The organism is Cryptosporangium sp. NPDC048952 (assembly GCF_043197895.1).
Lineage (GTDB): Bacteria > Actinomycetota > Actinomycetes > Mycobacteriales > Cryptosporangiaceae > Cryptosporangium.
In genome coordinates this window covers 564,520-590,290 of sequence record NZ_JBICTY010000003.1, presented here as the reverse complement: position 1 = coordinate 590,290, position 25,771 = coordinate 564,520, and the positions used below count along the sequence as shown (strand labels likewise).

The window sequence follows — 25,771 nt, the reverse complement described above, 5'->3', positions numbered from 1 at the left end:
GGCTGCTAGACCTCGAGCACCGTTGGGACGATCATCGGGCGACGCCGGTAGGTGTCGCTGACCCAGCGCCCGACGGTGCGCCGCACGGCCTGCTGGAGCTGCCGCGACTCGATGACACCATCGAGCGCGGCGGACTCCAGCGCCTGCTCGATCAGCGGAAGCACCGGGTCGAACGCCGTCGGGTCGTCGGCGAAGCCCCGGGCGGCGACGAACGGGCCACCGACGACCTTGCCGGTGGCCTCGTCGACCACCACGGTGACCGCGATGAAGCCCTCGTCACCGAGGATCCGCCGCTCGGTGAGCGCGGTCTCGCCGACGTCACCGACCGCCAGACCGTCCACGTAGACGTAGTGCGTGTCGATGTGCCCGGTGATCCGCGCGCGGCCGTTGACCAGGTCGACGACGTCGCCGTCCGCGGCGAGGATGATCCGATCGGCGGCCACGCCGGTCTGCGCGCCGAGGCGGGCGTTGGCCTGCAGGTGCCGCCACTCGCCGTGCACCGGCATGTAGTTGCGCGGCTTCACCGCGTTCAGCAGGTACAGCAGCTCACCGGCCGGGGCGTGACCGGACACGTGGACCTTGGCGACTTCCTTGTGGATCACGTTCGCGCCCCACCGGGCGAGCCCGTTGATGACGCGGTAGACCGCGCTCTCGTTGCCCGGCACCAGCGACGAGGCCAGGATGACCGTGTCGCCAGGCTCGATCGTGATGTGGCGGTGGTCGCGCGAGACCATGCGTCCGAGCGCGCTCATCGGCTCGCCCTGTGATCCGGTCGACATGAAGACGACCTTTTCGGGCGGAAGGTTCGCGGCGTCATCGAGCGAGACGACGAGCCCCTCGGGAATCTTCAGCAACTTCAGGTCGCGGGCGACCCCCATGTTGCGGACCATCGACCGCCCGACGAACGCGACCCGGCGGCCGTGCACGTGGGCGGCGTCGAGCACCTGCTGAACGCGGTGCACGTGGGAAGCGAAGCTCGCCACGATGATCTTGCGCTTGGCCGACCGGAACAGATCCTCGAGCACCGGCCCGATCTCGCGCTCGGACGTGACGAAGCCCGGGACCTCGGCGTTCGTCGAGTCCGCGAGCAGCAGGTCGACGCCCTCCCGGCCGATGCGGTGGAAGCCGCCCAGGTCGGTGAGCCGGCCGTCGAGCGGCAGCTGGTCCATCTTGAAGTCGCCGGTGTGCAGCACGGTGCCGGCGGGCGTGCGGATCGCCACCGCGAGCGCGTCGGGAATCGAGTGGTTGACCGCGAAGAACTCGCAGCCGAACGGGCCGAGCTGCTCGGCCTGCCCCTCGCGCACAGTGAGGCTGTACGGCTCGATGCGATGCTCACGCAGCTTCGCCTCGATCAGCGCGAGCGTGAAGCGGGAACCGACCAGCGGGATGTCGGGCTTGAGCCGCAGCAGGTACGGGACACCACCGATGTGGTCCTCGTGCCCGTGGGTGAGGACGATCGCCTCGATGTCGTCCAGCCGGTCCGCGATCGGCGTGAAGTCCGGGAGGATCAGGTCGACACCCGGCTGGTCGGCTTCGGGGAACAACACACCGCAATCGACGACGAGCAGGCGGCCCTCGGCCTCGAAGACCGTCATGTTCCGGCCGATCGCCCCCAGCCCACCCAGCGGCAGCACGCGCAGGCCACCGGCCGGGAGCGGCGGGGGCGGTCCGAGTACCGCCGGCGCTACCGGCTGCCCCTTCTTGCTCCCTGGCGGGACGGTCATGCGTTCTCCTTGCTGTCGAGGTGCACCCCGCCGCGCGCGAGGTCTTCCCGGAGCACAGCGATCTGCTCGGGCGTCGCGTCGACCAGCGGGGACCGCACCGACCCGCCGGGCAGACCCAGCAGGTTGTAGGCGGCCTTGGTGAGAATCGCTGCCTGGGTACGGAAGACCCCGATATCGACCGGCAGCATGGCCTGGTGCAGGGCGGTGGCCTCGGCCACGTCGCCACGTTCGAACGCGTCGATCATCGCGCGGATGCGGGGGCCGACCAGGTGCCCGGTGACGCTGACGACACCGACCGCGCCGACCGACAGCAGCGGCAGCGTGAGGATGTCGTCACCGCTGTACCAGGCCAGACCGGAGTTCGCGATCACCTCGGCGCTGGCCGCCAGATCGCCCTTGGCGTCCTTGACCGCCACCACGCGCGGGTGCTGCGACAGCTCGATCAGCGTCTCGGTGGAGAACGCCACGCCCGTGCGGTGCGGGATGTCGTACAGCATGATCGGCAGGCCGGTGGCGTCCCCGAGCGTGCGGACGTGCCGGACCAGACCCGCCTGCGGCGGCTTGTTGTAGTACGGAGAAACGACGAGGACGCCGTGCGCGCCGGCCTTCTCGGCCGTGCGTACGAGCTCCAGCGAGTGCTGGGTGTCGTTGTTGCCCGCACCGGCCACGATCGTCGCCCGGTCGCCGACGGCCTCGAGGACCGCGCGCAACACCGACTCCTTCTCGGCGTCGGTCATCGTCGGCGCTTCGCCGGTGGTGCCGTTGACGATCAGACCGTCGTTGCCGGCCACGTCGACCAGGTGCTCGGCCACGGCCTGCGCGCCCTCGAGGTCGAGTGACCCATCCGCCGCGAACGGCGTGACCATGGCGGTGAGAACGCGGCCGAACGGCCGCCGTGGATCGGCACTCATGCTGCTCACGCTACCGTCCCGGCGGCCGCAACGCGTCGGCGGACTCAGCCCTCGGTGACCAAGGGACTGGTAGCAACTTCCGTGCCGTCAGGGAGCGCGGTGATCGTGAAGTCGGCGAACGCATTCGCCGCGATTCGCTGCAGCTCCCGCAGGCTCGCGACGGCCAGCGCGCGGATCTCGACGTCGGCGTGCTCGGTGGCGCGCATCGCGATGAAGTGGCGCCACGCACGGTAGTTGCCGGTGACGACGATGCGCGTCTCGGTGGCGTTCGGGAGCACGCTCCGGGCGGCCTGGCGGGCCTGCTTGCGCGCGAGCGTGCGGTTGGTGGCGCCCTCCTCGGCGAACTTCTTCTCCAAGCCCTCGAGCAGCGTCGTGTAGGCGGTGACGCTGGCCTCCGCGGCCTTCGCGAACGCCTCGTGCAGCTCCGGGTCGGCCGCGATGATGTCGGGCTCGACCATCGCCGCGTCCCGCTCCGGGACGTAACGCTGAGACAACTGGCTGTAGGAGAAGTGCCGGTGGCGGATCAGCTCGTGGGTGAGCGAGCGGGAGACGCCGGTGAGGTAGAACGTGACGCTGCCGTGCTCGAGCACCGACAGGTGGCCCACGTCGAGGATGTGCCGGAGGTAGCCGGCGTTCGTCGCGGTGGCCGGGTTCGGCTTGCTCCACGACTGGTAACACGCACGGCCGGCGAACTCGGCGAGCGCCTCACCGCCCTCGGCGTCGGTCGACCAGTCGACGTCGGCCGGGGGTTCGAAGTGCGTCCAAGCGATCGCGCGGACAGACAGCGGCACGATCTCGGCCACGATTGCTCCTTGCTGTTAACCGGTGAGGGGTCCGCCGGTCAGCTTACGTAGAACCAGTCGAACGGAGCCCACGGAAGGTTCCGCAACACCGCGAAGACCACCCAGAAGAGGAGGTAGCCGAAGACGGCGAGGAGCGGGATGCGCTTGCTCGGCAGCGTGACGTTGAACAGGCGCTTGGCGCCGAACACGAGGTACGCCCAGAGCAGGATCGGGATCGCTGCCAGCGCGACGATGTGGTACCGCGCAGCGTTGAGGACGTCGCCGTGCAGGAGGTACCAGACCATGCGGGTGCCGCCACAGCCCGGGCAGTCCAGGCCGGTGAGCATCTTGAACGCGCACGGCCCGAGCGGGTCGAGCTGTGCGTCGGTGGGGTCGTTGCTCAGTACGTAGGTACCTGCGGCTCCCATGCAGCCGAGGATCGCGAGCGGGGCGAGCCAGGACGGCTTGGTCCAGGCGGCCATCGCGATGCGCTCGAAGCGACTCGGGGGCGCGTAGTTCCACCCGTACTGCTCGTGGTGCTCGTGCCCGGCTTGCGGCGCTCCGGCCTGCTCGAGCATCCGTCCTCCTCGTGAAACTGGCTCCATCGCGACGATACACGCGGTTCGCGATCGCTGATCGGGCGTTATCGATCACCCGACAGCGGCGATCAGGGGTGCCGCGAGGTCCCCGTTCGGGGCGACCTCCACGCGTTCCAGCCCGAGCCACCCCGCGAGCGCCCGCAACTCGGCGGCGAGTGAGGCCACGGCCTCCTCGGCGAAGGCCCGACGCTTGGCGCCGGCACCCCGCACGGACCCGCCGCTGCCTCCGGTCGCAGCCGGGAGCGCGAGCTCGCCGTCCGCGACCGGTACGAACGGGGTGGCGAGTGCCGGCTCGCCGAAAGCGCCGGGGACCCGGAGGACGCCGGCGGCGCGGTCGGCTTTGAGGTCGACGCGGCCGACGAGCTGGCCCCGGAACAGGAACGGCAGCACGTAGTAGCCGTGCACGCGCTGGGGTGCGGGGGTGTAGATCTCCAAGCGGTAGCGGAAACCGAACAGGCGCTCGGTGCGCGGCCGGAACCAGACCAGCGAGTCGAACGGTGAGAGCAGGGCGGTCGCGCCGACGCGACGCGGGATCCGGGCGTCGGCGGCGAGGTAGCCGACGTCACGCCAGCCCTCGACGGCGACCGGGATCAGCGCACCCTCCTCGACCAGCTCGGCCACCGCGGGCTTGGACTGGTCGGGCTTGAGCCGGAAGTAGTCGCGCAGGTCGGGCTCGGTGGCGACGCCCAGCGCGCGGGCCGAGCGGCGGATCAGTTCGCGGTACGCCTCAGCGGGCTCCGGCGTGGGGGTCGCGACGATCTCGGGTGGGAGCACCCGCTCGGTGAGGTCGTACCGGCGCTCGAAGTTGCGCCGGTCGTACGTGCTCACCTCACCGGCCCAGAACAGGTACTCCAGCGCGAGCTTGCTCTCGCGCCAGTCCCACCAGGGGCCGGAGCGGGGCGCTTTCGGACCGTTCTCGGCCTCGAGTTCGCCTGCTGTCATCGGACCGCGCTCGGCGATCGTGTCGCGGACCTTCGCGACGAGCTCGGGCTTCTCCGCGGCGATGCGCCGCATGCCTCCCCAGGACCTGTCGGCGGCCTGTGCCATGCGCCAGCGCAGGAACGGCTGCGCGTCCACCGGCAGTAACGAGGCTTCGTGGGCCCAGTACTCGAACAGCTGCCGGGGGCGCCGGTAGGCGGCCCGTTCGAGCAGCTCCGGGCGGTAGGCGCCGAGGCGGCTGAACGCCGGGAGGTAGTGGGAGCGGACCAGCACGTTGACCGAGTCGATCTGGAACAGGCCCACCCGGTCGAGCACGCGGTGCAGCGCGCGGGCGCTGGGGTTGCCGGTCGGCCGCGGATCGGCGAAGCCCTGCGCCGCGAGCGCGGCCCGCCGCGCCTCGGCCGCCGAGAGACTCTGTATCGAGGTCACGGCGCCTATCCTGCCCGGACCCACCGACAAAACCGTCGCGCCACTTGTTCCGTTGTTCTGACGTGGAGCCCGCTGAGAGCGGCGCAGGCAGTCGAGCGCGAGGTCGCCTCGTATAACTGATACTCAAGACCTCGCGCTCGCCTGCCTGCGCCGCTCTCAGCGGGCCGTGCAGAATAGCCGACGTGGTTGATGCCTTCGTTCGACCGGCGCGAGCCGATGATGCCGATGCCGTCGCGCGGATCCAGTTGGAGACGTGGCGCGTCGCGTACGCGCGGGTGATCCCGGAGGACGTGCTGGCCGCGCTGGAGGCGGACGACGTCGCCGCGCAGTGGCGGTCGGCGATCGTGGAGCCGCCGACGCCGCGGCACCACGTGCTCGTGGCGCTCGAAGGCGACGCCGCCGTCGGATTCGCGGCCGCGGGCCCCGCGACGGTGGAGGACCTGGTGGGCCCCGGCTACGCGTCCGAAGAGCGTGGCGGCGACGAGTGGGACGCCAAAGCCCTCGCCGTGAGCACCCTGCTCGTCGAACCCCGCTGGGGACGCCGCGGCCACGGCAGCCGATTGCTGGCCGCCGTGGCCGACGTCGCACGCGAGGACGGTTTCACCCGTGCCGTCGCCTGGGCCCTGGATGCCGATCAGGCGACCCGATCGTTCCTAGAATCCACCGGCTGGGCCCCCGACGGCGTAGGCCGCGTCCTAGACATGAACGGCACCGAAGTCCCCGAACTCCGCCTAGCCACCACTCTCACAGACGCGTAGCGGCTGCGCTTTTGAGTAGTGACCTGGAGCCCGTCCAGGGCCGCCCTCTAACCGAACAGGTCGTCGAAGACGGACTTGTGGCGGCGGTGGCCTCGGTGGCGACGGTGGCCGTGGTGGCCGTAGGCGCCGTGACCGTAGGCGGGCTGACCGTGGCTCGGGTACGCCGGCTGCCCGTAGGCGGGCTGGCCGTACGCGGGCTGCTGGCCGTAGCCGGGCTGCGGCGGGTACCCCTGCGCGGGCGGAGGAGCGCTCGGCGCACCACGCCCGCGGCTGTACTTGTCTTCCGCATCGACCAGACGCTCGAGCTCGCCCCGATCGAGGAAGATTCCGCGGCACTCCGTGCACTGGTCGATGGTGACGCCGGCTCGTTCGTACTGCCGCATCGGTGCCTGGCACTTCGGACAGATCATGACCGGGAGGCCTCCTCAGTGGTGAATGGACACGCTGCCAACGGCTGAACGCCGCTCACAGGTTCCGCTCACTGATTGTGCCCGGTCCGCGCATCCCCGAGGTCGTTGCGGAGGGCTATCGCTTTGCGCGCCGCGTGCCGCGCCCGGCGTCGGTCCCCGGCGTCGTCGTAGGCCAGGCTCAGCCGGAACCAGCGACGCCAGTCGTCCGGATCCGCCTCCACCTCGGCCTGCCGCTCGCGGAACCGCTCGTCCGCGGCTTCCCGCACGACCCTCCCGGACGGCCGTCGCGGCAGATCGTCGACCGGCAGCCCGCCTTCGGCGTACAGCTCGTCGGCCAGCCGCTGCGCGGCACGCCCGAACTTGATCTCGAGCCAGATCAGCCACGCGCCGAGCACCGGCAACAGCACCATGGCGACGCCCAGCGCGAGCAACACGGCGTCGCCGGTGCGCAGCAGGATCACCGCGCGGTTCAGTGCGAGCGCCAGGTAGACGGCGAGCACCACCACCAGGGCGGCGACGGTGACCTTCTGCCGCATTTCAGGCAACACCGGACTGGTCGAGCATCGGGTCGAGGCCGATCGTCAGCCCCGGCCGAGACACCACCGAACGCACCGCGAGCAGCACCCCCGGCATGAAGGACGTCCGGTCGAACGAGTCGTGCCGGATCGCCAGCGTCTCCCCCGCCGCACCGAACAGCACCTCCTGGTGCGCGACGAGCCCGCGGGCCCGCACCGAGTGCACCGGGATCCCGTCGATCGACGCACCACGCGCGCCGTCGAGCGCCGAGGACGTCGCGTCCGGCACGTCGCCGAGCCCGGCCGCGGTCCGCGCCGCGGCGATCCGCTCGGCGGTCAGCCGCGCGGTGCCGCTCGGGGCGTCGACCTTCTGCGGGTGGTGTAGTTCGACGATCTCCACCGACTCGAAGTACCGGGCCGCGATCTCGGCGAAGCGCATCATGAGCACCGCGCCGAGGGCGAAGTTCGGCACCACCGCGACCCCGACGTGCGGCGCCGACGCCAGCCAGCCGCGCACGGTGTCCAGCCGTTCCGTCGTGAACCCTGTCGTGCCGGTCACCACGTGGATCCCGTGCTCGACGCACCATTTCACGTTGTCCAGCACGACGTCCGGGCGGGTGAACTCGACGGCCACCTGCGCGTCGGCGAGCTTGTCGAGGGCGTCGCCCGACCCGAGTTCGGCGACGATCTCCAGGTCGTCGGCCGCGGAGATCGCGCGGACCGACTCCGCGCCCATCCGCCCGTGCGCTCCGATGACGCCGACCCGCATCGCTCCCATTTCAGGCCACTCCCTCGGAAGTCCGCGCCGCTGCCGAAAATGCCGAATCGAAGTCGTTCTCCGCGAACGGCCCGACGACGCTGAGCGACACCGGCCCGGTGAACAGTTCCGCGGCGAGGGTCCGGACGTCCTCCGGGGTCACCGCCTCGATCCGGGCCAGTACGTCGTCGATCGAAAGGATGTTGCCGTGGACCAGCTCTGCCTTGCCGATGCGGCTCATCCGGGAGTACGTGTCCTCCAGGCCGAGCACGCTCGCTCCGCGCAGCATGCCCTTGCCCCGGCGGACCTCCTCGTCGGTGATCCCACCGGTGGCGGCCCGGTCGAGTTCGACCCGGATCAGGTCCAGCACCTCGTGGGCCCGGCGCGGCGCGCACCCGGCATAGACGCCGAACAGGCCGGCGTCGGCGTACTGCGTGTCGAAAGAGTAGACCGAGTACGCGAGGCCGCGCTGCTCCCGGATCTCCTGGAACAGTCGGCTGCTCATGCCGCCGCCCAGCGCCTGGTCGAGGACGCCGAGCGCGAACCGCCGCTCGTCGAACCGGTCGATCGCGGGGACGCCGAGCACGAGGTGCGCCTGCTCGGTCTCCTTCGAGCGCACGGCCAGCGCCGAGCCCTTGGGACGGACCTCCGGGCCACGACGGGCGGTCGTGGGTGTCCCCTCGGGACCGTCGGCGAACGCTGCCGCGATCAGCTTCACGGTCTCGTCGTGGTCGAGGTTACCCGCGGCGGAGATCACCAGCTGCGGCGGCGTGTACCGGCGGCGGTAGAACCCGGCCACCTGGTCGCGCTTCATCGCGGTGATCGACTCGGTCGTGCCGATGACCGGCCGGCCGAGCGGGTGGTCACCGTAGAGCGCGGTGGTGAACAGGTCGTGCACGACGTCGCTGGGCTCGTCGTCGTGCATCGCGATCTCTTCCAGGATCACCTGGCGCTCGACCTCCAGGTCGGCGCTGGTGACCAGCGAGGACGTCAGCATGTCGCAGATGACGTCCACCGCCAGCGGCAGATCGCTGTCGAGCACCCGCGCGTAATAGCACGTGTACTCCTTGGCGGTGAACGCGTTGGTGTCACCGCCGACGGCCTCGATCTGCGCCGAGATGTCCCACGCGGTGCGCCGCTTGGTTCCCTTGAACAGCAGGTGCTCGAGGAAGTGCGACGCACCGGCCAGCGTGGGACTCTCGTCCCGCGAGCCGATCCCGACCCAGACGCCGAACGAGACGCTGCGCACGGTGGGCAGCGCCTCGGTCACGATCCGGAGACCGTTGGGGAGAACGGTACGGCGGACAGTGCCGCCGTACCGTCCTTCTTGGCCAGATGTCACGCAGGCGTCTCGGCCGGAGCGGCCTCGGCAGCCGGAGCGGCGGCCTCGTCCTTCACCGGCACCAGGCTGATCTTGCCGCGGGCGTCGATGTCGGTGATCTCGACCTGGAGCTTGTCGCCGACCTTGACGACGTCCTCGACCTTGTTGATCCGCTTCCCGCCGCCGAGCTTCGAGATGTGGACCAGGCCGTCCTTGCCGGGGACCAGCGAGACGAACGCACCGAAGGCAGCGGTCTTGACGACAGTGCCCAGGTACCGCTCGCCGACCTTCGGCAGCGTCGGGTTGGCGATCGCGTTGATGCGGTCTACAGCGGCCTGCGCCGACGGGCCGTCCGAGGCACCGACGTAGATCGTGCCGTCGTCCTCAATCGTGATGTCGGCACCGGTGTCGTCCTGGATCGCGTTGATCATCTGGCCCTTGGGGCCGATGACCGCACCGATCTTGTCGACCGGGATCGTCACCGTGGTGACGCGCGGCGCGAACGGGCTCATCTCGTCCGGGCCGTCGATCGCTTCGCCCATGACCTCGAGGATCGTCAGGCGGGCGTCCTTGGCCTGGGTGAGCGCACCGGCGAGCACCTCGGAGGGGATGCCGTCGAGCTTGGTGTCGAGCTGGAGCGCGGTGACGAACTCCTTGGTGCCGGCGACCTTGAAGTCCATGTCGCCGTAGGCGTCCTCGGCACCGAGGATGTCGGTCAGCGCGACGTACTCGGTCTTCCCGTCCACCGTGTCGCTGATCAGGCCCATCGCGATACCCGCAACCGGAGCCTTCAGCGGGACGCCGGCGTTGAGCAGCGACATCGTCGAGGCGCAGACCGACCCCATCGAGGTGGAGCCGTTCGAGCCCAGCGCCTCGGAGACCTGCCGGATCGCGTAGGGGAACTCCTCGCGGCTCGGCAGCACCGGCACGAGGGCCCGCTCGGCGAGCGCTCCGTGACCGATCTCGCGACGCTTCGGCGAGCCGACGCGGCCGGTCTCACCGGTCGAGTAGGGCGGGAAGTTGTAGTTGTGCATGTACCGCTTGCGCGTCTCGGGCGCGAGCGTGTCGAGCTGCTGCTCCATGCGGAGCATGTTCAGCGTGGTGACACCCAGGATCTGGGTCTCGCCGCGCTCGAACAGCGCCGAACCGTGCACCCGGGGCAGGATCTCGACCTCGGCCGAGAGCGTCCGGATGTCGGTGAGACCACGCCCGTCGATACGGACCTTGTCGCGCAGCACACGCTGGCGGATGAGGTTCTTGGTCAGCGACTTGAGCGCGCCGCCGATCTCCTTCTCCCGGCCCTCGAACTTCGCGGCGACCCGCTCGATGGCCAGGCCCTTGACGCGGTCGAGCTCGGTCTCGCGCTCCTGCTTGGGGGCGATCCGCAGCGCGGCGTCCAGCTCGGTGCTGACCGCGGCGGAGACGGCCTCGAACACGTCGTCCTGGTAGTCGAGGAAGACCGGGAACTCGCCGGTCGGCTTCGCGGCCTTGGCGGCCACCTCGGCCTGCGCCTCGACCAGCGCCTTGATGGCCGGCTTCGCGGCCTCGAGACCGGCGGCGACGACGTCCTCGGTGGGCGCGGGGGCGCCACCGGCGATCAGCGCGACGGTGTCCGCGGTGGCCTCGGCCTCGACCATCATGATCGCGACCTCACCGGCCTCGGTGACCCGGCCGGCGACGACCATGTCGAACGTGGCGGTCTCGAGTTCCTTGTGGGTCGGGAACGCGATCCAGTCGCCACCGACGTACGCCACCCGGGTCGCACCGATCGGGCCGTTGAACGGCAGGCCGGCGAGCTGGGTGGAGAGCGACGCGGCGTTGATCGCGATCACGTCGTAGAGCGTGTCGGGGTCGAGCGACATTACCGTCACGACGACCTGGACCTCATTGCGCAGGCCCTTGACGAACGTCGGGCGCAGCGGGCGGTCGATCAGGCGGCAGGTGAGGATCGCGTCCTCGCTGGGCCGGCCCTCGCGGCGGAAGAACGAGCCGGGGATGCGACCCGCGGCGTACATGCGCTCCTCGACGTCGACGGTGAGCGGGAAGAAGTCGAAGTGCTCCTTCGGGCTCTTGGACGCCGTGGTGGCCGACAGCACGAGCGTGTCGCCGAGCTGGGCGGTGACGGAGCCGGCGGCCTGCCGGGCGAACCGACCCGTGCTGAAGCGGATCTCCCGCGACGGGTGGTTGCCGTTGTCGATGGTCGCGACGACCTCGGTCACGGTGTGTTCTGACATAAAGTTTGGTCCTCCTGGTCTCGTACCAGGCGATGGGAGGACCCGAGCGGCATCTCGTGCCGGTCTTCGATCGAACCAACTTGTAGGAGCTCCACAAGTGGGTACTACCGAGGACCGGCTCGCACGGGGTCCGCGGATCACCCGGTACTTCGGTTTGTCTACAACAACGGTACTGCTATGCCTCGGGGAGCGCCCGAAGGCGCTCCCCGAGGCAGGACGTCAGCGACGCAGGCCGAGGCGCTCGATGAGCGACCGGTAGCGGTTGATGTCGGTCTTGGCGAGGTAGTTGAGCAGCCGGCGACGACGGCCGACCAGCAGCAGCAGCCCACGGCGGCTGTGGTGGTCGTGCTTGTGCGCCTTCATGTGCTCGGTCAGGTCGTTGATGCGCCGGGACAGCAGCGCGACCTGGACCTCCGGGGAGCCGGTGTCGTTCTCCACCGTCGAGTACTCGGCGATGATTTCCTTCTTGACGTCTGCGGCGAGCGCCACGGACTCTCCTTGATCTCTTCGGTGTGGCCCCCGGTCGTGGTCACGAGGGCAGCCTGCACACCGCCGGGGTCAAACCCGGCGTCGAGCCAACGCTACCAGCCCGTACACCTGACGACGAATCACCCGCCGAGGAGCAGCTCGCGCACCCGGGACACGTCGGCGTTCATCTGGGTGATCAGCGCGTCGACCGACGAGAACGCGACGGTGGGCCGCAGCCGCGCGGCGAAGTCGACAGCGACGTTCTCGTCGTAGATGTCCTCGTCGAAGTCGAGGATGTACGCCTCCACCCGGCGCGCCCGCTCACCGGCGAACGTCGGGTTGGTGCCGATGCTGATCGCGGCCGGCAGCGGGATCTCGCGGTCCCCCGCGTGCTGGGCCGGGTTGCGCACCAGCCAACCGGCGTAGACGCCGTCGGCGGGCACCGACGTGAACGACGGCGACGACAGGTTCGCGGTGGGGAACCCCAGCTCGCGGCCGCGCTGATCGCCGCGGACCACCACGCCCTCGACGCGGTGCGGCCGCCCCAGGGCGGCCGCAGCGCGCTCGACCTCGCCCTCGGTGACGTCGGCCCGGATGCGGCTGCTGGACACCGGCCCGTCGGCGTCGGTGAGCAGCCCGACCGCGCGGACCTCGAACCCGAGCTCCGCGCCGAGCGTCCGCAGCCGGGCGACGTCACCCTCGGCCCGGTGGCCGAAGCGGAAGTTGTCGCCGACGACGACGGCCGCCGCGCGCAGGTGCTCGACGAGCACGGTCCGGACGAACTCCTCCGGCGAGAGCCGCGCCAGCTCCAGCGTGAACGGCAGCGTGCACAGACCGTCGACGGTCAGGCCGTCGGCCGCCAGCGCCTCGAGCAGCACGGCACGGTGGTCGAGCGTCGTGAGCCGGTCGGGCGCCGCCTCGGGCTGGAGCACCGCCGCCGGGTGCGGGTCGAACGTCACGACGACGACCGGCGGAGCGCCGGTGCCGGAGGGATGGGGCACCGGGAGCAGCGCCGCCGCCTCGCGCACCGCGGCGTCGATCAAGGCCCGATGACCTCGATGGACGCCGTCGAAGACGCCGATCGTGACGACGGTCCGGTTCCAGTCCGGCGCATCGTCCGCCAGCCCGCGCCACCGCAGCACGCTCGCCTGCCTCTCGTCGGCACTACCTGATCGAACTCAGCCTAGTTCGTCGGTCGGGATGGCCGACGCTCAGCCCGACGGCCGCAGTACCACTTCCGGACGCGCCGCGCCGTCCCGCTCGACCACCAGCGCCACGACCCGCCCGTCGGGGCCGAAAACCCCGTACGGGCCGGTCACACCGGTTGTCGGCAGGCGTCCGCCGTGCCCGAGAACGGTCGCGGTGGGGCCGTCGACGTCGCGCCGCGGGAACGCCGCGTCCACCGCCGAGTCGAGATCGAGTGTGACCGGATCCTCTTCGTCGGCGAGCTGTTCGAGGGTCCGGGCCTCCGCGAGCGTGAACGGACCGACCCGGGTGCGGCGCAGCGCGGTCAGGTGCCCACCCGTGCCCAGCGTCCGGCCGAGGTCGCGGGCGAGCGCCCGGATGTAGGTGCCCGACGAGCAGTCGACGACGACGTCGAGGTCGAGGAGGTCGGGTTCCGGGCGGCGGTCGGCGAGCAGGTCGAAGCGCGAGACGGTCACCCGCCGGGACTTCAGCTCGACCTCTTCGCCGGACCGCACCCGGTCGTAGGCGCGGCGGCCGTCGACCTTCACGGCCGAAACCGCCGAGGGCACCTGGTCGATGACCCCGGTGAGGTCAGCGATACCGGCGTTCACCTGATCGAGCGTCACGGCGGCGGCGGAAGCCCCGTCCAGGCGCGCGCCCTCGGCGTCGTCGGTCACCGTCGCGTACCCGAGACGGATCGTCGCGACGTACGTCTTCGCGGTCAGCGTCAGGTGGCCGAGCAGCTTCGTGGCCCGTTCGACGCCCAGCACGAGCACGCCGGTGGCCATCGGGTCGAGCGTGCCGGCGTGCCCGATCTTGCGTGTCTTCGCGATCCGGCGCATGCGGCCGACGACGTCGTGCGACGTCATTCCCGCCGGCTTGTCGACGACGACCAGGCCACTGCTGGCGTTCAGCTCGTCACCGGAACCGGAACGTCGTCCAGCGCCGCACGCAGGGACGCGACGACGTCCTCGAGCGGACCGCGACCGGTGAACCCGGCGGCGAACCGGTGGCCGCCACCGCCCAGCCGCACGGACAGCGCGCCGACGTCGATCGAGCCGCGGGAACGCAGCGAGATCGACCACTCGCCGGGCACGATCTGCTTGGCCACCATCGCGAGCGTGCTCTCCTCGGCGCCGCGGATCATGTCCACCACGCCCTCGACCCACTCCATGCCCAGGCCGTAGCGCTCCAGGTCTTCCTGGGTGACGTACGACCAGCTCAGACCGGCGCCACCGGCGAGGTCGGGCTCGAGCACGACCCGGCTCAACACGTCGGCGAGCAGGTGCAGCGACCGCATCGGCCGGGCGTCGTAGAGGCGCCGGCTGATCTCGTCGGGCTTGATGCCGGTCGCCAGCAGCCGCGCGGCCAGCTCGTGCGTCGACGGTGAGGTGGCGGCGCCGCGGAACGACGCGGTGTCGGTGGAGAGACCGACGTAGAGGCACTCGGCGATCGCGGCGTCGAGCCGCACGCCGAGCCGGGTCAGCAGCTCCTCCACGACGACGGCCGTGGCGGCCGCCCGCGGGTCGATGAGGTTGTACGTGCCGAAACCGCTGTTGGTGACGTGGTGGTCGACGACGATCACCTCGCCGGCGGCCGCGACGAGCGGAGCCAGGTCACCGAGCCGGTCGACGCTGCCGGTGTCGAACGTGACCAGCACGTCGGGCCGCGTCACGACCTCTTCGGGGCGGACCAGCAGCTCCAGGCCGGCGAGCTGGGCCAGCGCCTGGGGCAACCGGAACGGGTTGCTGAACGACGCCTGCACCGAGATGCCGAGCTGACGCAGGCCCAGCGCGGTGGCGAGCATGCTGCCCAGTGCGTCCCCGTCGGGGTTGAGGTGGCAGGCCAGGACGATCGACCGACCGGAGCCGCGCAGGAGCGTCAGCGCCTGCGCCCAGGCGTCCTCGGAGATCGCACCGGCCGCCGGCGGCACCGGCGCGGTCGACGCGCTCCGGCTGTCGGTCACGTCCGGACCGTACACCGGACGCGCGGCAGGCGCCCGGCGATGGGCCCGGCCGGGACGCAGGCCGGGCTGGTCGACGATTGCCGGGTTCACCGGCCGCTCCGGCCCGCCGTGTCGATGCCCGCCTCGACGGCGGCCGCGTCGGGGACCGCCGCGGGGGCGTCCTCGCCGTCGTCCTCGTCGTCGTGCTTGTACGGGTCGGCGTCGCCGGCGTAGCTGGCACCGGCGGCCTGCCGCTGCACCTCCGCGTCGGCCGCGCGCGCCTCGGCCAGCAGCTCGTCGATGTGGTTGACCGTGGTCGGCACCTCGTCGAGCGTGAACGCCAGCGTCGGGGTGAAACGCACCCCCGTCTGGCGTCCGACGGCGCTGCGCAGGACACCCCGCGCGCTCTCCAGTGCCGCGGCGGTGGCGGCGCGGTCGGCGTCGTCGCCGTAGACCGTGTAGTAGACGGTCGCGTCGTGCAGGTCCGCGGTGACCTTGACGTCGGTCACCGTCACCATGCCCAGACGCGGATCCTTGACCTGCGTGCGGAGGTTCTCCGCGACGATCTCCTGGATCCGGACGGCGAGCTTCCTCGCCCGTGCTGCGTCAGCCATCGTGTCTCACTCCTGGGCAGGGAATCAGTTGTCGCCGCCGTCGAACGGCTAGTCGTCATCGCTGGAATGCAGCCGGCGACGCACAGAGAGAAGTTCCAATTCCGGCCGGCCGGCGACCAGACGCTCGCAGGCGTCCAGCACCTCACCGACATGTTTGGCGGTACTCGCGACGGCCGCCACCCCGATCGCCGCCCGGCCGTGCAGATCGTTCAGATCGACCTCGGCGGCCGACACCTCCAGCCGACGCAGCGCGGCGACCACCGGGCGCACGTACGCCCGCTTGGCCTTCAGGCTGCGGCTGTCGGTGGGCAGCACGACGTCGAACTCCAACGTGCCTGTGAACACCTGGCTCCTCCGGAGTACAGGCGGCCGGCCGGGAGTGCCCCGGCCGACCGCCCGTGCGAACTCAGGCTCGCGGCTTCTCGCGCATCTCGAAGGTCTCGATGACGTCGTCGATCTTGATGTCGTTGAAGGAGCCGAGACCGATACCGGCCTCGTAGCCCTCGCGGACCTCGGTGACGTCGTCCTTGAACCTCTTGAGCGAGTGCACCTGGAGGTTGTCGGCCACCACGGCGCCGTCCCGGATGAGACGGGCCTTGGAGTTACGCCGGATGTCGCCGCTACGGACGAGCACACCGGCGATGTTGCCGAACTTGCTGGAGCGGAAGACCTCACGGATCTCCGCGGTACCCAGCTGGACCTCTTCGTACTCCGGCTTGAGCATGCCCTTGAGGGCATTCTCGATGTCCTCGATCGCCGCGTAGATGACCGAGTAGTAGCGGATGTCGACGCCTTCGCGGTCGGCCAGCTCGCTCGCCTTGCCCTGGGGCCGGACGTTGAAGCCGATGATGACCGCGTCGGAGGCCGACGCCAGCATGACGTTGGTCTCGGTGATCGCACCGACACCACGGTCGATGATCCGCAGGGAGACCTCGTCGGCGATCTCGATCTTCGCCAGCGCGTCCTCGAGGGCCTCGACCGCACCCGAACCGTCACCCTTGAGGATGAGGTTGAGCTGGGTCTTCTCGCCCTCCTTCATCCGCTCGAGCAGCGTCTCGAGCGTCGGGCGGCCACGGGTCGCCGCGAGCTGGGCATTGCGCTCGCGCGCCTGCCGCTGCTCCGCGATCTGCCGGGCCACCCGGTCCTCAGCGACCTCGAGGAACGTGTCACCGGCACCGGGCACGGCGGTGAAGCCGAGCACCTGCACCGCGGCGGACGGACCCGCCTCGGCGACCTGGGAGCCGCTGTCGTCGAGCATCGCCCGGACGCGACCGTGCGCCTCGCCGGCGACGATCGAGTCGCCGACGCGGAGCGTGCCGCGCTGCACCAGGACGGTCGCGATCGGGCCGCGGCCACGGTCGAGGTGACCCTCGATCGCGACACCCTGGGCCGGTACGTCGACCGGCGCCCGGAGGTCCAGCGACGCGTCCGCGGTGAGGCAGACCGCCTCGAGCAGACCGTCGATGTTGATGCGCGACTTGGCGGAGATGTCGACGAACATCGTGTCGCCGCCGTACTCCTCGGCGACCAGCCCGTACTCGGTGAGCTGCTGCCGCACCTTCGCCGGGTTGGCGCCTTCCTTGTCGATCTTGTTCACCGCGACCACGATCGGCACCTCGGCCGCCTGGGCGTGGTTGAGCGCCTCGATCGTCTGCGGCTTCACGCCGTCGTCGGCCGCGACCACGAGGATCGCGATGTCCGTCGACTTCGCACCACGCGCACGCATGGCGGTGAACGCCTCGTGACCCGGGGTGTCGATGAAGGTGATCGACCGGTCTTCGCCGTTGACGTGCGCGTCGACCTGGTAGGCACCGATGTGCTGGGTGATGCCGCCGGCTTCGCCCTCGGCGACCTTCGTGTGCCGGATGGCGTCGAGGAGCTTCGTCTTACCGTGGTCGACGTGGCCCATGACGGTGACCACCGGCGGCCGCGTGACCAGCGTCTCGTCGTCGTACTCCTGGTCGAGGTCGATGTCGAACCGGGCCAGCAGGGCACGGTCCTCGTCCTCGGGGCTGACGATCTGCACCTCGTAGCCGAGGTGCACGCCGAGCAACTGCAGCGTCTCGTCGGTGCACGACTGGGTCGCGGTCACCATCTCGCCGAGGCCGAAGGCCTCCTGGACCAGCGAACCGGGGTTCGCGTTGATCCGGTCGGCGAAGTCCGACAGCGACGCGCCACGCGGGAGCCGGATGACCTCGCCGTTACCGCGCGGGGCACCCGAGCCCATCGTCGGCGCGGAGAGGTTGTCGAACTCCTGACGCCTCTGCTTCTTGGACTTCCGCCCACGGACCGGGCCACGCCCGCCGGGACGACCGAACGCACCCGCGGCGCCGCCGCGACCACGACCGCCACCACCGGGACGGCCACCGCCACCACCACCGGGACGGAAACCGCCGCCACCACCGGGAGCACCGGCACCAGCACCGCCGCCACCAGGACGGAAGCCACCGCCGCCACCGCCGGGACGACCAGCGCCGCCACCGCCACCACCGGGACGGAAGCCACCGCCGCCGCCACCGGGACGACCGCCGCCACCGCCACCACCGGGACCGCCGCCGGGACGACCACCGGGGCCGCCACGACCGGGACCCGCGGGACGACCGGGCATCATGCCCGGGTTCGGCCGCGGAGGCATCATGCCGGGGTTGGGACGCGGACCACCGGGGCCGCTGGAACCACCTGGACGCGGACCGCCGGGGCCGGGACGACCCGGACGGTCACCGCTCTGCTGCCCACCGGGACGCGGACCGCCGGGGCCGGGACGACCGGGACGGTCGCCGCCCTGCTGCGGACCACCGGGACGCGGGCCGGGACGCGGGCCACCGGGGCCCGGACGCGGGCCGCCGCCCTGCTGCGGACCGGCCGGAGCCTGTCCGCCCTGCTGACCTTGGCCGGACGCTGCCGCCGGACGCGGGCCGGGACGCGGCGCGGGCTGCGCCGGAGTGCCGGGGCCGACACCGAACGGGTTGTTGCCCGGACGCGGAGCCGAGCGCTGCGCGGGGCCGGGACGCGGCCCCGGACGCGGGGCACCGCCCTGCCCGGGCGCGGGCCGCTCGGTCGCCGGCGGGGCCGCAGCCTCCGCCGCCGGAGCGGCCGGTGCCGGACGCGGACCCGGACGCGGGCCCGGCGTCGGACGCCGATCGGTGGCCGGAGCGGACGCCGCCGCACGCGCGGCAGCGGCCTGGGCCTGCTGGGCCGCCTTCAGTTCGGCGGCACGAGCCTGCTCGGCCTTGACTTCGATGTCCTGGGCGCTGGCCGTGCCCTGCGGGCGGGCCATCGTCGACGGAGACGGAATGTTTCGGGGCGGCCTGGGGCCGCTGGGCGGACCGGGCTTGCGCCCTCCGCCATTGCCGCCGGATGACGACGGCGAGGTGTATGCCTCCCGCAACCGACGCGCCACTGGCGCCTCGATCGTGGACGAGGCCGATTTCACGAACTCTCCGAGCTCTTTGAGCTTGTTCAGCACGTCTTTGCTGGGAATGCCAAGTTCCTTGGCGAGTTCGTGTACGCGGGCCTTGCCTGCCACTGCTCTCCTCTTCCGAGGCCGGGCGGCACGACCCGCTCGACCTTCTAGTTACTCACGAAGCTTGCTCATCGCAGAGACTTCATCGCACGCTCATACCGGGAGACCTACTTTTCGTCCGTGGGTCCGGGCAGGTTGCCCAGTCCCGTCTTGAGCTGTGTCACATACTCACCGACGGCCTCGGCGCCGATGACACCGGGGACCCGGAGCGCGCGCCCGAAGGCACGGCGCCGTTCCGCTAGTACGAAACACGCTGGGTCGGGATGCAGCCAAGCGCCCCTTCCCGGCAGCCGACGCGCCGGATCGGGGACCGCGACGTGGGAACCCCCACGTTCGACCGCGACGACGCGTAGCAACTCGGTGGCTGCCGCTCGCTGCCGACATCCCACGCAGGTCCGCGTTGGGAAGCGGTCATGCGGGGACGGCGCCGGACTGGTGCGGCGAACCACAGGCCAGTCTACCCCGCACTGCCTGGGACCGAAGCGTCCGGTTCCCCCACACTGGCCGCAGAGGTCTCCTCAGGCCCGGTGACCTCAGCATCGCTGTGGATATCGATGCGCCATCCGGTGAGGCGGGCGGCCAGGCGGGCGTTCTGGCCCTCCTTGCCGATCGCCAGCGACAGCTGGAAGTCCGGCACGGTGACCCGCGCCGAACGAGCCTCCAGATCGACGACCTCGACGGCCTTCACCTGCGCCGGCGAGAGTGCCGCCGCGACGAACCGCGCGGGGTCCTCGGCCCAGTCGACGATGTCGATCTTCTCGCCGTGCAGCTCGCTCATGACCGCGCGCACCCGGGCCCCCAGCGGGCCGATGCACGCGCCCTTCGGGTTGACGCCCGCCACGGTGGCGCGGACCGCAATCTTCGAGCGGTGCCCCGCCTCGCGGGCCACCGCGGCGATCTCCACGGTGCCGTCGGCGATCTCCGGGACCTCCAGTGCGAACAGCTTGCGCACCAGGTTCGGGTGCGTCCGGCTCAACGTCACCTGGGGGCCGCGCATTCCCTTGGCCACGTGCACGACGAGCGCCTTGATGCGTGCGCCGTGCTGATAGTTCTCCCCCGGCACCTGCTCGGCCGGCGGCAGCGTCGCCTCGATCTTGCCCAGGCTGACCGAGACGATGCCGCGCTCGGCGCGGGACTCGTGGGCCTGGATCACACCGGCGACGACCTCACCCTCGCGGGAGGCGAACTCGCCGAACGTCATCTCGTCCTGGGCGTCGCGCAGGCGCTGCAGGATGACCTGCTTGGCCGTCATCGTCGCGATCCGGCCGAAGTCAGCCGGGGTGTCGTCGAACTCGCGCTCGAGCGTGCCGTCCTCCGCGCGCTCCGCGGCCCAGACGGTGGCCACGCCGGTCTTGCGATCGACCTCGACGCGCGCGTCGGAGTGCGAGTGGCCGGTGTGCTTGTACGCGGTCAGGAGCGCGGTCTCGATCGCCTCGATGATCGTGTCGAAGGAGATCTCGCGCTCTCGCTCGACCGCGCGCAGGGCAGCGATGTCGATGTTCATCGGTCTCCTCCTTCTTCTTCGTCGTTTTCGTCGTTCGTGTTTTCGTCGTTCTTGGAACGACCGAACTCCACCTGCACCTTGCCCGGGCCGAGATCGGCGTACGCAACCGTCCGCTCGCCCTTGTCGTCGACGAGGTGCACGCCCTGGTCGTCGACCGCCTTGATACGGGCGGTCACGCTCTTGTCGCCGATGCGGACGGTGACCAGCCGGGTGACGTTCCGCCGCCAGTGGCGCGGCTCGGTCAGCGGCCGGTCGACGCCGGGCGAGGTCACCTCGAGGGTGTAGGGGCCGCTGCCGAACGAGTCGGCCTTGTCGAGCGCGGCGGAGACGTCCTTCGACACGGTTGCGATGTCGTCCAGGGAGATGCCGCCGTCGACGTCGACCACGACCCGCACGACGGTGCGGCGGCCCGCCTGGTTGACCGCGACCTCTTCCAGGTCGTAACCGGCGTCGACCACCACGGGTTCGACCAACGCCACGATCCGGGAGCGCATCGCCTGTGGGGCTGGCATCCGACACCTCCGAACGGTGGTCACTGTGCAGTTGTTGGGGTTCCCCGAACACCTGGGAGACAGCCTAACGGTTCGCAACGAACCGCCCTCCATCCGGCACGCGTGCGACGAACTGGGAAACTAGCGGGCGTGCCCTTCGCAACGCGCCGTGTCGGCTCGCTCACCGTGATGAACAGACGCCAAGTACTCGGGGGCCTGCTGGCCGCCGGTGCGGCCGGGTCACTGGCGGGCTGCGGGCTGGTCGATCCGGGTCCGGCCGTTCCCGCCGTCGCGGCCGATCCGCTGGAGAAGCTGACCGTGGAGAAGCAGACGCTCGTCGACCTCTACGACGCGACGATCGCCGCGCACGAGAACCTGGCCGGACGGCTGCGGCCGTTGCGGGAGGCGCATCGCGAGCACCGCGACGCCCTGCTCGAGCTGCTGGACGCCCGGCGGCGGGCCGCGCTGGCGCGGGCGACCCCGGCGGTACCGGGACCGTCGGGCTCCCCCGGCGCGCCGGCGGCGAAGCCTGCCGGGGCGACGCCGACGGCCGCGTTGAGCGCACTGCGGGCGGCCGAGAAGACCGCGTCGGCAGCGTCGCGCACCGCGTGCCTGGCCGTGACCGACGGCGGCGGCGCGACGAGCACGTCCGAGCGGATCACCGTGCTCGGCAGCATCTGCGCGGCGGAAGCGTCGCACGAGGTGGCGCTGACGTGAGTGGCGTTGCAGACCGCCTGCAGTTGGCGCTGGCCGCGGAGAACGCCGCCGTGTACGCGTACGGGGTGATCGGGGCGTGGCTGAGCGGCGACGAACTGGCGTGGGCCCGCGCCGCCGACCTGGCCCACCGCCAGCAGCGTGACGCCGTGTCGGACCTGATCACGGCCGCGGGTGCCACACCCGCACCGGCCGCACCGGCGTACCAACTGCCGAAGCCGGTGACCGAGCGGGCGGGTGCGGTGGTGCTCGCCGTGGACGTCGAGACGCGGGCCGCGGCGGTGTGGCGCTCGGCGCTCGGGTCCCTCACCGGCACCGACCGCGAGGTGGCGCTCGACGCGCTCGTCGGTTCCGCCGTGCGCGCCGCCCAGTGGCGCACCGCAGCAAGCCCCGGCAAGCCCCCCACCACCCCCTGGCCCGGCTCCTAGTGGGCGGCCCGCCGAGAACGACGCTGCCGAGCGGGCGGAAGGACTTGAGTATTGCCTATACGCGGCGTCCTTCCGCCCGATCGGCAGCGCCGCCCTCGGCGGGCTCCAGGTTCGGACAAGGGCGCTAACTGCGCCAGTCGTCTATTACCGGGATCAGTTCCGGGAGGCGTTGGATGACTGCGTCGGGTTGGCCTACCGTGTGGCCGATCTGGTGGGCGGGCACCGTGCTGTGCGGCACGTGCACCGCCCGCATCCCGGCGGACTGGGCGCCGTAGATGTCGTCGAACAACCGGTCGCCGACGTAGACGCACGCCGCCGGGTCGTCGACGCCCACCGCGTCCATCGCGGCGCGGAACGCTTCGGGGTGAGGCTTGGTCCACGGGATCTCGCTCGTGTAGACCGCACCGTCGAACAGGTCGAGGACACCGTCGCGCGCCAGGACGCGCTCGTGGTGGTCGCGCCCCCACATCGTGTTGGAGAGCAGGCCGACGCGGATGCCGCGGGAGCGCAGCGCGGTGAGCATCTCCGCGGCCTCGGGATCGGTGTACGTGTGCGGCGCCCAGTGCCGCTCGTGCGCGGCCAGCAGCTCGGCCGTGAGCGCGATGCCTGCCGCCGCGCAGACGTCGGCCATCGTGGCCGAGGTGTGCTCGTCACGCGAGCGCAGCCAGGCCGCATCCTCGGCCGCCAGCAATGCGTCGACCAGCGTTGATTCGATGCCGCACTCGGTCGCGATCGTGAGCCACAGCGCCTTGGCGTCGACCGTGTGCCAGGGGGTGAGCGTGCCGCCCCAGTCGAAGAGAACCGCCTTCACCATGCAGGCACTCTCCCACGGCGGTCAGACAGTTTTTCCCGGGTCGCCGCTCAGGGGTCGGCGCTCAGGGGCCGCAGGGCGGCCGCCGCCGCACCCAGCACCAGCAGGCCGCCCACCAGGTACGCCGCTCCGTCCGATCCCGCCGCCACCGCGATCAGGCTCAGCACCAGCACACCCACGCCTTCGAGGAAGACGTTCGACGCGATCATCGTCGCCTCGAGCTGGCCCATTCGGCCCGCGGGTGCGAGCCGGGCGAACGTCGCCTGCGCGCCGACCGTCCACCCGGTCGCGGCCCCGATCACCGTGTTGACCAGAACCAGCAGCAGCGGATGGCTCCCCGCGAACAGCACGCCGGCGCCCACCAGCAGCGCGCCACCGAGCACCGCGGCGGTCCGGGCCTGGTTCAGCGGCCGCTCCAGGAACACGGTCCGGCCCGCCACGAACGCGAACGCGGCCCCGCCCAGCGCCGACGACGCCATCACGGCCGGTATCCAGGCCCGCGGGGCGTTCGTCGCGACGGTCTCCGGCAGCACGCTCGACACGAGTGTCGCCCAAGTGAGCAGCGCCAGCACGCGGAGCGTCGGCTGCTGCCAGATGAGCACGAACCCCGCGCCGGGTGGGAGCCGGTCGCGCCGGGAACGCGGCGACGCGATCGGCAGCGCCGCGAGGATCGCTGCCGCGAGCAGGAACGACGCCAGATCGACGAGCAACGCCACCCGCGGTCCCAACGCGATCGTCAGTCCGGAGCCCACCGCGATGCCGCCCACCTGCACCAGCAGGTTGATCACCGCCGCCATGCCGAAGTACGGCAGCTGGATCTGAGCGTCCACCGACTCCGCGACGACCGCCGTGGTCACGGCCACGTACGCCGCCCGGATCGCGCCGAGCAGTGCGGACGCCGCCAGCGCCGTCGCCGCGGCCGGGAACGCCGTCGGGAGCACGAGCGCCGCGGCTCCCCCGAGTGCCAGTAGGCACAGCGTCGGGCGGCGGGGTGGAACGTCGAGCCAGCCGCCGACCAGCGTCGCCACCAGGATCGCCGGCAGCGCCCGTGCGGTGTAGACGGCCGCGGCACCGAGCAGCGAACCGGTCTGCTGGTAACCGAGCAGCAACAGGGCCGCCAGGCCGACGAAGTCACCGAGTTCGGAGACCGCTTTGACGCCGATCAACGGGCCTGCGACCGGGTGCCGCAGTACCGCGCGGTACCCCGGCCGCGCGTCGGGCCGGACCGCTCCGGATCCCGTCACGGATGTCCTTCTCCTCGAGTAGCGTTCCGGCGACCTTAGCGTGCACGGCAGGATGTCGCTGTGGCCCTCTCCCACGCGTCTGAGCAGGAATCCCGCGCCGACCTCGCCGCCGACTGCGCCCGCCGCATCCGCCGCCGCTGGCGCGCCGAGGTGGCCGCTGTCGGCGTGACCGGCGCGCTGGCGCACGACGACGACCGCGACGGCACCGACGTCGAACTCGTCGTCGCGACGTACCGGCCGGGAACCGGCCCGGCGCCGACCCGCAGACGTCTCGACGGACACGTCGTCGTCCTCACCGTCGCGTCCCAGCAGGACCTGCTGAGCCGGGCCCGCGCACTCACCCCGCGGTGGCCGCTGCTCGCGGACCGCCACCTGCACATCCACCCGCTCGACGACGACAGCGGCTGGCTCGCGACGCTCCGCGACACCCACCTCGGTCGGCTCGCCGAGGCCAGCACGCGCGAGTTCGGCGCCCTCGCGCAAGAGGCATGGTGCGAGGCCTGGTCGCTGTTCGACGCCGCCGCCCGCTCCGGTCAGTGGCACGACGACGACGGCGCGATCCTGCTGCTCGCCCAGGCCCGCCTCGCCGCTGCCGTCACCGACGGTCTGCTCACCCGCACGTACTTCCGCGGGCCCGCCGACGCCGCCCGCCGGACCGGCACCACCGGCCTGGACCTCGTCGAACTGCGGGACCGCTTGGGCGCGCAGGCCACCGAGCTCGAGAAGCGTGGCCGCCCGGTGGACGCCGAGCTCTTCTAGGAGATGCTCGCGCCGATCAGCGACCCGACGAGATAGGTGATTCCGGCCGCGGCGGCGCCGAGGACGAGCTGGCGGAACCCACCGAGCCACCAGCGGCCGCCGGTCGCGCGCGTGGCGAGGGCACCGGCGGTGAACAGGCCGACGCCGCCGATCGACAACCCGAGCCAGAGCTCGTCGGACCCGAGCAGGAAGCTCAGCAGAGGGATCAGCGCACCCACGGAGAAGCACAGGAACGAGCTCACCGCCGCGGTCCACGGCGAGGGCTTCTCCTCGGGAACGACGCCCAGTTCGGTCAACGCGTGCAGCCTCACCTGCAAGTCGGGCTTGGTGGCCGCTTCGGCGGCGATGCGCTCGGAGAGGTCCGGGGAGAGCCCGGCGCGCTGCAGCATCAGCACGAGCTCGCGTCGCTCGGCGGCGGGGTGCGCGCTCAGTTCCCGGCGTTCCTTCGCCACCTCGGCGTCGAGTTGCTCGTTCGCGGTGCGGACCGAGCTGTACTCGCCGAGCGCCATCGAGACCGCGCCGGCGACCAGCCCGGCCACGCCGGTGAGCACTATCGCGTTCCGGTCGACGCCACCACCGCCGACGCCGGCGATCAGCGAGATGTTCGTGACCAGCCCGTCCATCGCCCCGAACACCGCGGCCCGGAGCCAGCCGCCAGAAACGTCCCCGTGGTGCGGAACCAGCAGGTATTCATCGTTCTCCACGC

The 25,771-nt window shown here is 71.4% G+C and carries 27 protein-coding genes; 4 read left to right on the top strand and 23 right to left on the bottom strand.

Annotated features, from left to right (window positions below):
• Nucleotides 1–5 precede the first annotated feature (5 nt).
• The 5 genes from ACGFY5_RS18795 to ACGFY5_RS18775 form a co-directional block, all read right to left on the bottom strand.
• The gene (locus tag ACGFY5_RS18795; protein WP_392721362.1) at nt 6–1,724 is read right to left on the bottom strand and encodes a ribonuclease J; all 1,719 of its coding nucleotides are present in this window, start codon (nt 1,722–1,724) and stop codon (nt 6–8) included.
• Entirely contained in the window at nt 1,721–2,635 is a 915-nt protein-coding gene (gene dapA / locus ACGFY5_RS18790; RefSeq protein ID WP_392721360.1) for a 4-hydroxy-tetrahydrodipicolinate synthase, read from the bottom strand. Before dapA ends, ACGFY5_RS18795 begins: the two co-directional genes overlap by 4 nt.
• Before the next feature lie 44 nt (nt 2,636–2,679).
• Nucleotides 2,680–3,438, bottom strand: a complete 759-nt coding sequence (gene thyX / locus ACGFY5_RS18785; RefSeq protein WP_392721357.1) for an FAD-dependent thymidylate synthase — start codon at nt 3,436–3,438, stop codon at nt 2,680–2,682.
• 38 nt (nt 3,439–3,476) lie between these two features.
• Complete coding sequence (locus ACGFY5_RS18780) at nt 3,477–3,995, bottom strand: DUF2752 domain-containing protein (RefSeq protein WP_392721355.1); 519 nt, start codon at nt 3,993–3,995, stop codon at nt 3,477–3,479.
• A 72-nt stretch (nt 3,996–4,067) separates the two neighbouring features.
• Nucleotides 4,068–5,384: a winged helix-turn-helix domain-containing protein gene (locus tag ACGFY5_RS18775; protein WP_392721354.1), complete on the bottom strand. Its 1,317-nt coding sequence runs from the start codon at nt 5,382–5,384 to the stop codon at nt 4,068–4,070.
• 182 nt (nt 5,385–5,566) lie between these two features.
• Here ACGFY5_RS18775 and ACGFY5_RS18770 point away from each other — a divergent pair, with 182 nt between their 5' ends.
• Nucleotides 5,567–6,142: a GNAT family N-acetyltransferase gene (locus tag ACGFY5_RS18770; protein WP_392721352.1), complete on the top strand. Its 576-nt coding sequence runs from the start codon at nt 5,567–5,569 to the stop codon at nt 6,140–6,142.
• Nucleotides 6,143–6,189: 47 nt separating this feature from the next.
• On the opposite strand, the gene ACGFY5_RS18765 is transcribed toward ACGFY5_RS18770, so the two are convergent.
• The 15 genes from ACGFY5_RS18765 to rimP all read right to left on the bottom strand — a co-directional run bounded on the left by ACGFY5_RS18765 (nt 6,190) and on the right by rimP (nt 21,130).
• Nucleotides 6,190–6,552, bottom strand: a complete 363-nt coding sequence (locus tag ACGFY5_RS18765) for a zf-TFIIB domain-containing protein (protein ID WP_392721351.1) — start codon at nt 6,550–6,552, stop codon at nt 6,190–6,192.
• A gap of 68 nt (nt 6,553–6,620) precedes the next feature.
• Nucleotides 6,621–7,088 carry a hypothetical protein gene (locus ACGFY5_RS18760; RefSeq protein WP_392721349.1) on the bottom strand — a complete coding sequence of 156 codons (468 nt, stop codon included), beginning with the start codon at nt 7,086–7,088 and terminating at the stop codon, nt 6,621–6,623.
• Nucleotide 7,089: 1 nt separating this feature from the next.
• On the bottom strand, nt 7,090–7,845 hold the full coding sequence (gene dapB / locus ACGFY5_RS18755; protein ID WP_392721348.1) for a 4-hydroxy-tetrahydrodipicolinate reductase: 756 nt from the start codon (nt 7,843–7,845) through the stop codon (nt 7,090–7,092).
• Nucleotide 7,846: 1 nt separating this feature from the next.
• Entirely contained in the window at nt 7,847–9,166 is a 1,320-nt protein-coding gene (locus tag ACGFY5_RS18750; RefSeq protein WP_392721345.1) for a M16 family metallopeptidase, read from the bottom strand.
• Nucleotides 9,163–11,379 carry a polyribonucleotide nucleotidyltransferase gene (locus tag ACGFY5_RS18745; protein WP_392721343.1) on the bottom strand — a complete coding sequence of 739 codons (2,217 nt, stop codon included), beginning with the start codon at nt 11,377–11,379 and terminating at the stop codon, nt 9,163–9,165. The genes ACGFY5_RS18750 and ACGFY5_RS18745 overlap by 4 nt, the downstream gene beginning before the upstream one ends.
• Nucleotides 11,380–11,598: 219 nt before the next feature.
• Nucleotides 11,599–11,868 (bottom strand): 30S ribosomal protein S15, encoded by a 270-nt coding sequence (gene rpsO / locus ACGFY5_RS18740; protein ID WP_035856924.1) that lies wholly within the window; start codon nt 11,866–11,868, stop codon nt 11,599–11,601.
• Between the two features lie 119 nt (nt 11,869–11,987).
• On the bottom strand, nt 11,988–12,989 hold the full coding sequence (locus ACGFY5_RS18735; RefSeq protein WP_392721342.1) for a bifunctional riboflavin kinase/FAD synthetase: 1,002 nt from the start codon (nt 12,987–12,989) through the stop codon (nt 11,988–11,990).
• Nucleotides 12,990–13,058: 69 nt separating this feature from the next.
• Nucleotides 13,059–13,946, bottom strand: coding sequence for a tRNA pseudouridine(55) synthase TruB (gene truB, locus ACGFY5_RS18730; RefSeq protein ID WP_392722528.1), 888 nt, complete (start codon nt 13,944–13,946; stop codon nt 13,059–13,061).
• Complete coding sequence (locus ACGFY5_RS18725; protein ID WP_392721341.1) at nt 13,943–14,998, bottom strand: bifunctional oligoribonuclease/PAP phosphatase NrnA; 1,056 nt, start codon at nt 14,996–14,998, stop codon at nt 13,943–13,945. Before ACGFY5_RS18725 ends, truB begins: the two co-directional genes overlap by 4 nt.
• Nucleotides 14,999–15,084: 86 nt before the next feature.
• On the bottom strand, nt 15,085–15,591 hold the full coding sequence (rbfA, locus tag ACGFY5_RS18720) for a 30S ribosome-binding factor RbfA (protein WP_392721339.1): 507 nt from the start codon (nt 15,589–15,591) through the stop codon (nt 15,085–15,087).
• 48 nt (nt 15,592–15,639) lie between these two features.
• Nucleotides 15,640–15,936, bottom strand: coding sequence for a DUF503 domain-containing protein (locus tag ACGFY5_RS18715; RefSeq protein WP_392721338.1), 297 nt, complete (start codon nt 15,934–15,936; stop codon nt 15,640–15,642).
• Between the two features lie 61 nt (nt 15,937–15,997).
• Complete coding sequence (gene infB, locus ACGFY5_RS18710) at nt 15,998–19,117, bottom strand: translation initiation factor IF-2 (RefSeq protein WP_392721336.1); 3,120 nt, start codon at nt 19,115–19,117, stop codon at nt 15,998–16,000.
• Between the two features lie 104 nt (nt 19,118–19,221).
• A complete protein-coding gene (locus ACGFY5_RS18705) occupies nt 19,222–19,503 on the bottom strand; it encodes a YlxR family protein (RefSeq protein WP_392721334.1) in 282 nt (93 codons plus the stop codon).
• Between the two features lie 68 nt (nt 19,504–19,571).
• Entirely contained in the window at nt 19,572–20,618 is a 1,047-nt protein-coding gene (gene nusA, locus ACGFY5_RS18700; RefSeq protein WP_392721333.1) for a transcription termination factor NusA, read from the bottom strand.
• Entirely contained in the window at nt 20,615–21,130 is a 516-nt protein-coding gene (gene rimP / locus ACGFY5_RS18695) for a ribosome maturation factor RimP (RefSeq protein WP_392721331.1), read from the bottom strand. The genes nusA and rimP overlap by 4 nt, the downstream gene beginning before the upstream one ends.
• Nucleotides 21,131–21,259: 129 nt before the next feature.
• Here rimP and ACGFY5_RS18690 point away from each other — a divergent pair, with 129 nt between their 5' ends.
• Nucleotides 21,260–21,826 carry a hypothetical protein gene (locus ACGFY5_RS18690; RefSeq protein WP_392721329.1) on the top strand — a complete coding sequence of 189 codons (567 nt, stop codon included), beginning with the start codon at nt 21,260–21,262 and terminating at the stop codon, nt 21,824–21,826.
• On the top strand, nt 21,823–22,251 hold the full coding sequence (locus ACGFY5_RS18685; RefSeq protein WP_392721327.1) for a ferritin-like domain-containing protein: 429 nt from the start codon (nt 21,823–21,825) through the stop codon (nt 22,249–22,251). Before ACGFY5_RS18690 ends, ACGFY5_RS18685 begins: the two co-directional genes overlap by 4 nt.
• Nucleotides 22,252–22,375: 124 nt before the next feature.
• On the opposite strand, the gene ACGFY5_RS18680 is transcribed toward ACGFY5_RS18685, so the two are convergent.
• Together ACGFY5_RS18680 and ACGFY5_RS18675 are read right to left on the bottom strand one after the other, a co-directional pair.
• On the bottom strand, nt 22,376–23,065 hold the full coding sequence (locus tag ACGFY5_RS18680) for an HAD family hydrolase (RefSeq protein ID WP_392721325.1): 690 nt from the start codon (nt 23,063–23,065) through the stop codon (nt 22,376–22,378).
• A 47-nt stretch (nt 23,066–23,112) separates the two neighbouring features.
• Entirely contained in the window at nt 23,113–24,306 is a 1,194-nt protein-coding gene (locus ACGFY5_RS18675) for a hypothetical protein (protein WP_392721324.1), read from the bottom strand.
• A gap of 60 nt (nt 24,307–24,366) precedes the next feature.
• Between ACGFY5_RS18675 and ACGFY5_RS18670 the strand changes: the two genes are divergently transcribed.
• Nucleotides 24,367–25,065, top strand: a complete 699-nt coding sequence (locus tag ACGFY5_RS18670) for a nucleotidyltransferase domain-containing protein (RefSeq protein WP_392721322.1) — start codon at nt 24,367–24,369, stop codon at nt 25,063–25,065.
• On the opposite strand, the gene ACGFY5_RS18665 is transcribed toward ACGFY5_RS18670, so the two are convergent.
• A complete protein-coding gene (locus tag ACGFY5_RS18665; RefSeq protein ID WP_392721321.1) occupies nt 25,062–25,769 on the bottom strand; it encodes a VIT1/CCC1 transporter family protein in 708 nt (235 codons plus the stop codon). The two genes, ACGFY5_RS18670 and ACGFY5_RS18665, sit on opposite strands and share 4 nt — an antisense overlap.
• Between the last annotated feature and the right edge of the window lie 2 nt (nt 25,770–25,771).

What these genes read in the sequence shown, in the direction of transcription:
- dapB (WP_392721348.1), bottom strand. Translation starts at nt 7,845, where the DNA reads ATGGGAGCGATGCGGGTCGGCGTCATCGGAGCGCACGGGCGGATGGGC.
- ACGFY5_RS18680 (WP_392721325.1), bottom strand. Translation starts at nt 23,065, where the DNA reads ATGGTGAAGGCGGTTCTCTTCGACTGGGGCGGCACGCTCACCCCCTGG.
- rbfA (WP_392721339.1), bottom strand. Translation starts at nt 15,591, where the DNA reads ATGGCTGACGCAGCACGGGCGAGGAAGCTCGCCGTCCGGATCCAGGAG.
- ACGFY5_RS18765 (WP_392721351.1), bottom strand. Translation starts at nt 6,552, where the DNA reads ATGATCTGTCCGAAGTGCCAGGCACCGATGCGGCAGTACGAACGAGCC.
- ACGFY5_RS18745 (WP_392721343.1), bottom strand. Translation starts at nt 11,379, where the DNA reads ATGTCAGAACACACCGTGACCGAGGTCGTCGCGACCATCGACAACGGC.
- rimP (WP_392721331.1), bottom strand. Translation starts at nt 21,130, where the DNA reads ATGCCAGCCCCACAGGCGATGCGCTCCCGGATCGTGGCGTTGGTCGAA.
- nusA (WP_392721333.1), bottom strand. Translation starts at nt 20,618, where the DNA reads ATGAACATCGACATCGCTGCCCTGCGCGCGGTCGAGCGAGAGCGCGAG.
- ACGFY5_RS18780 (WP_392721355.1), bottom strand. Translation starts at nt 3,995, where the DNA reads ATGCTCGAGCAGGCCGGAGCGCCGCAAGCCGGGCACGAGCACCACGAG.
- ACGFY5_RS18760 (WP_392721349.1), bottom strand. Translation starts at nt 7,088, where the DNA reads ATGCGGCAGAAGGTCACCGTCGCCGCCCTGGTGGTGGTGCTCGCCGTC.
- ACGFY5_RS18795 (WP_392721362.1), bottom strand. Translation starts at nt 1,724, where the DNA reads ATGACCGTCCCGCCAGGGAGCAAGAAGGGGCAGCCGGTAGCGCCGGCG.
- dapA (WP_392721360.1), bottom strand. Translation starts at nt 2,635, where the DNA reads ATGAGTGCCGATCCACGGCGGCCGTTCGGCCGCGTTCTCACCGCCATG.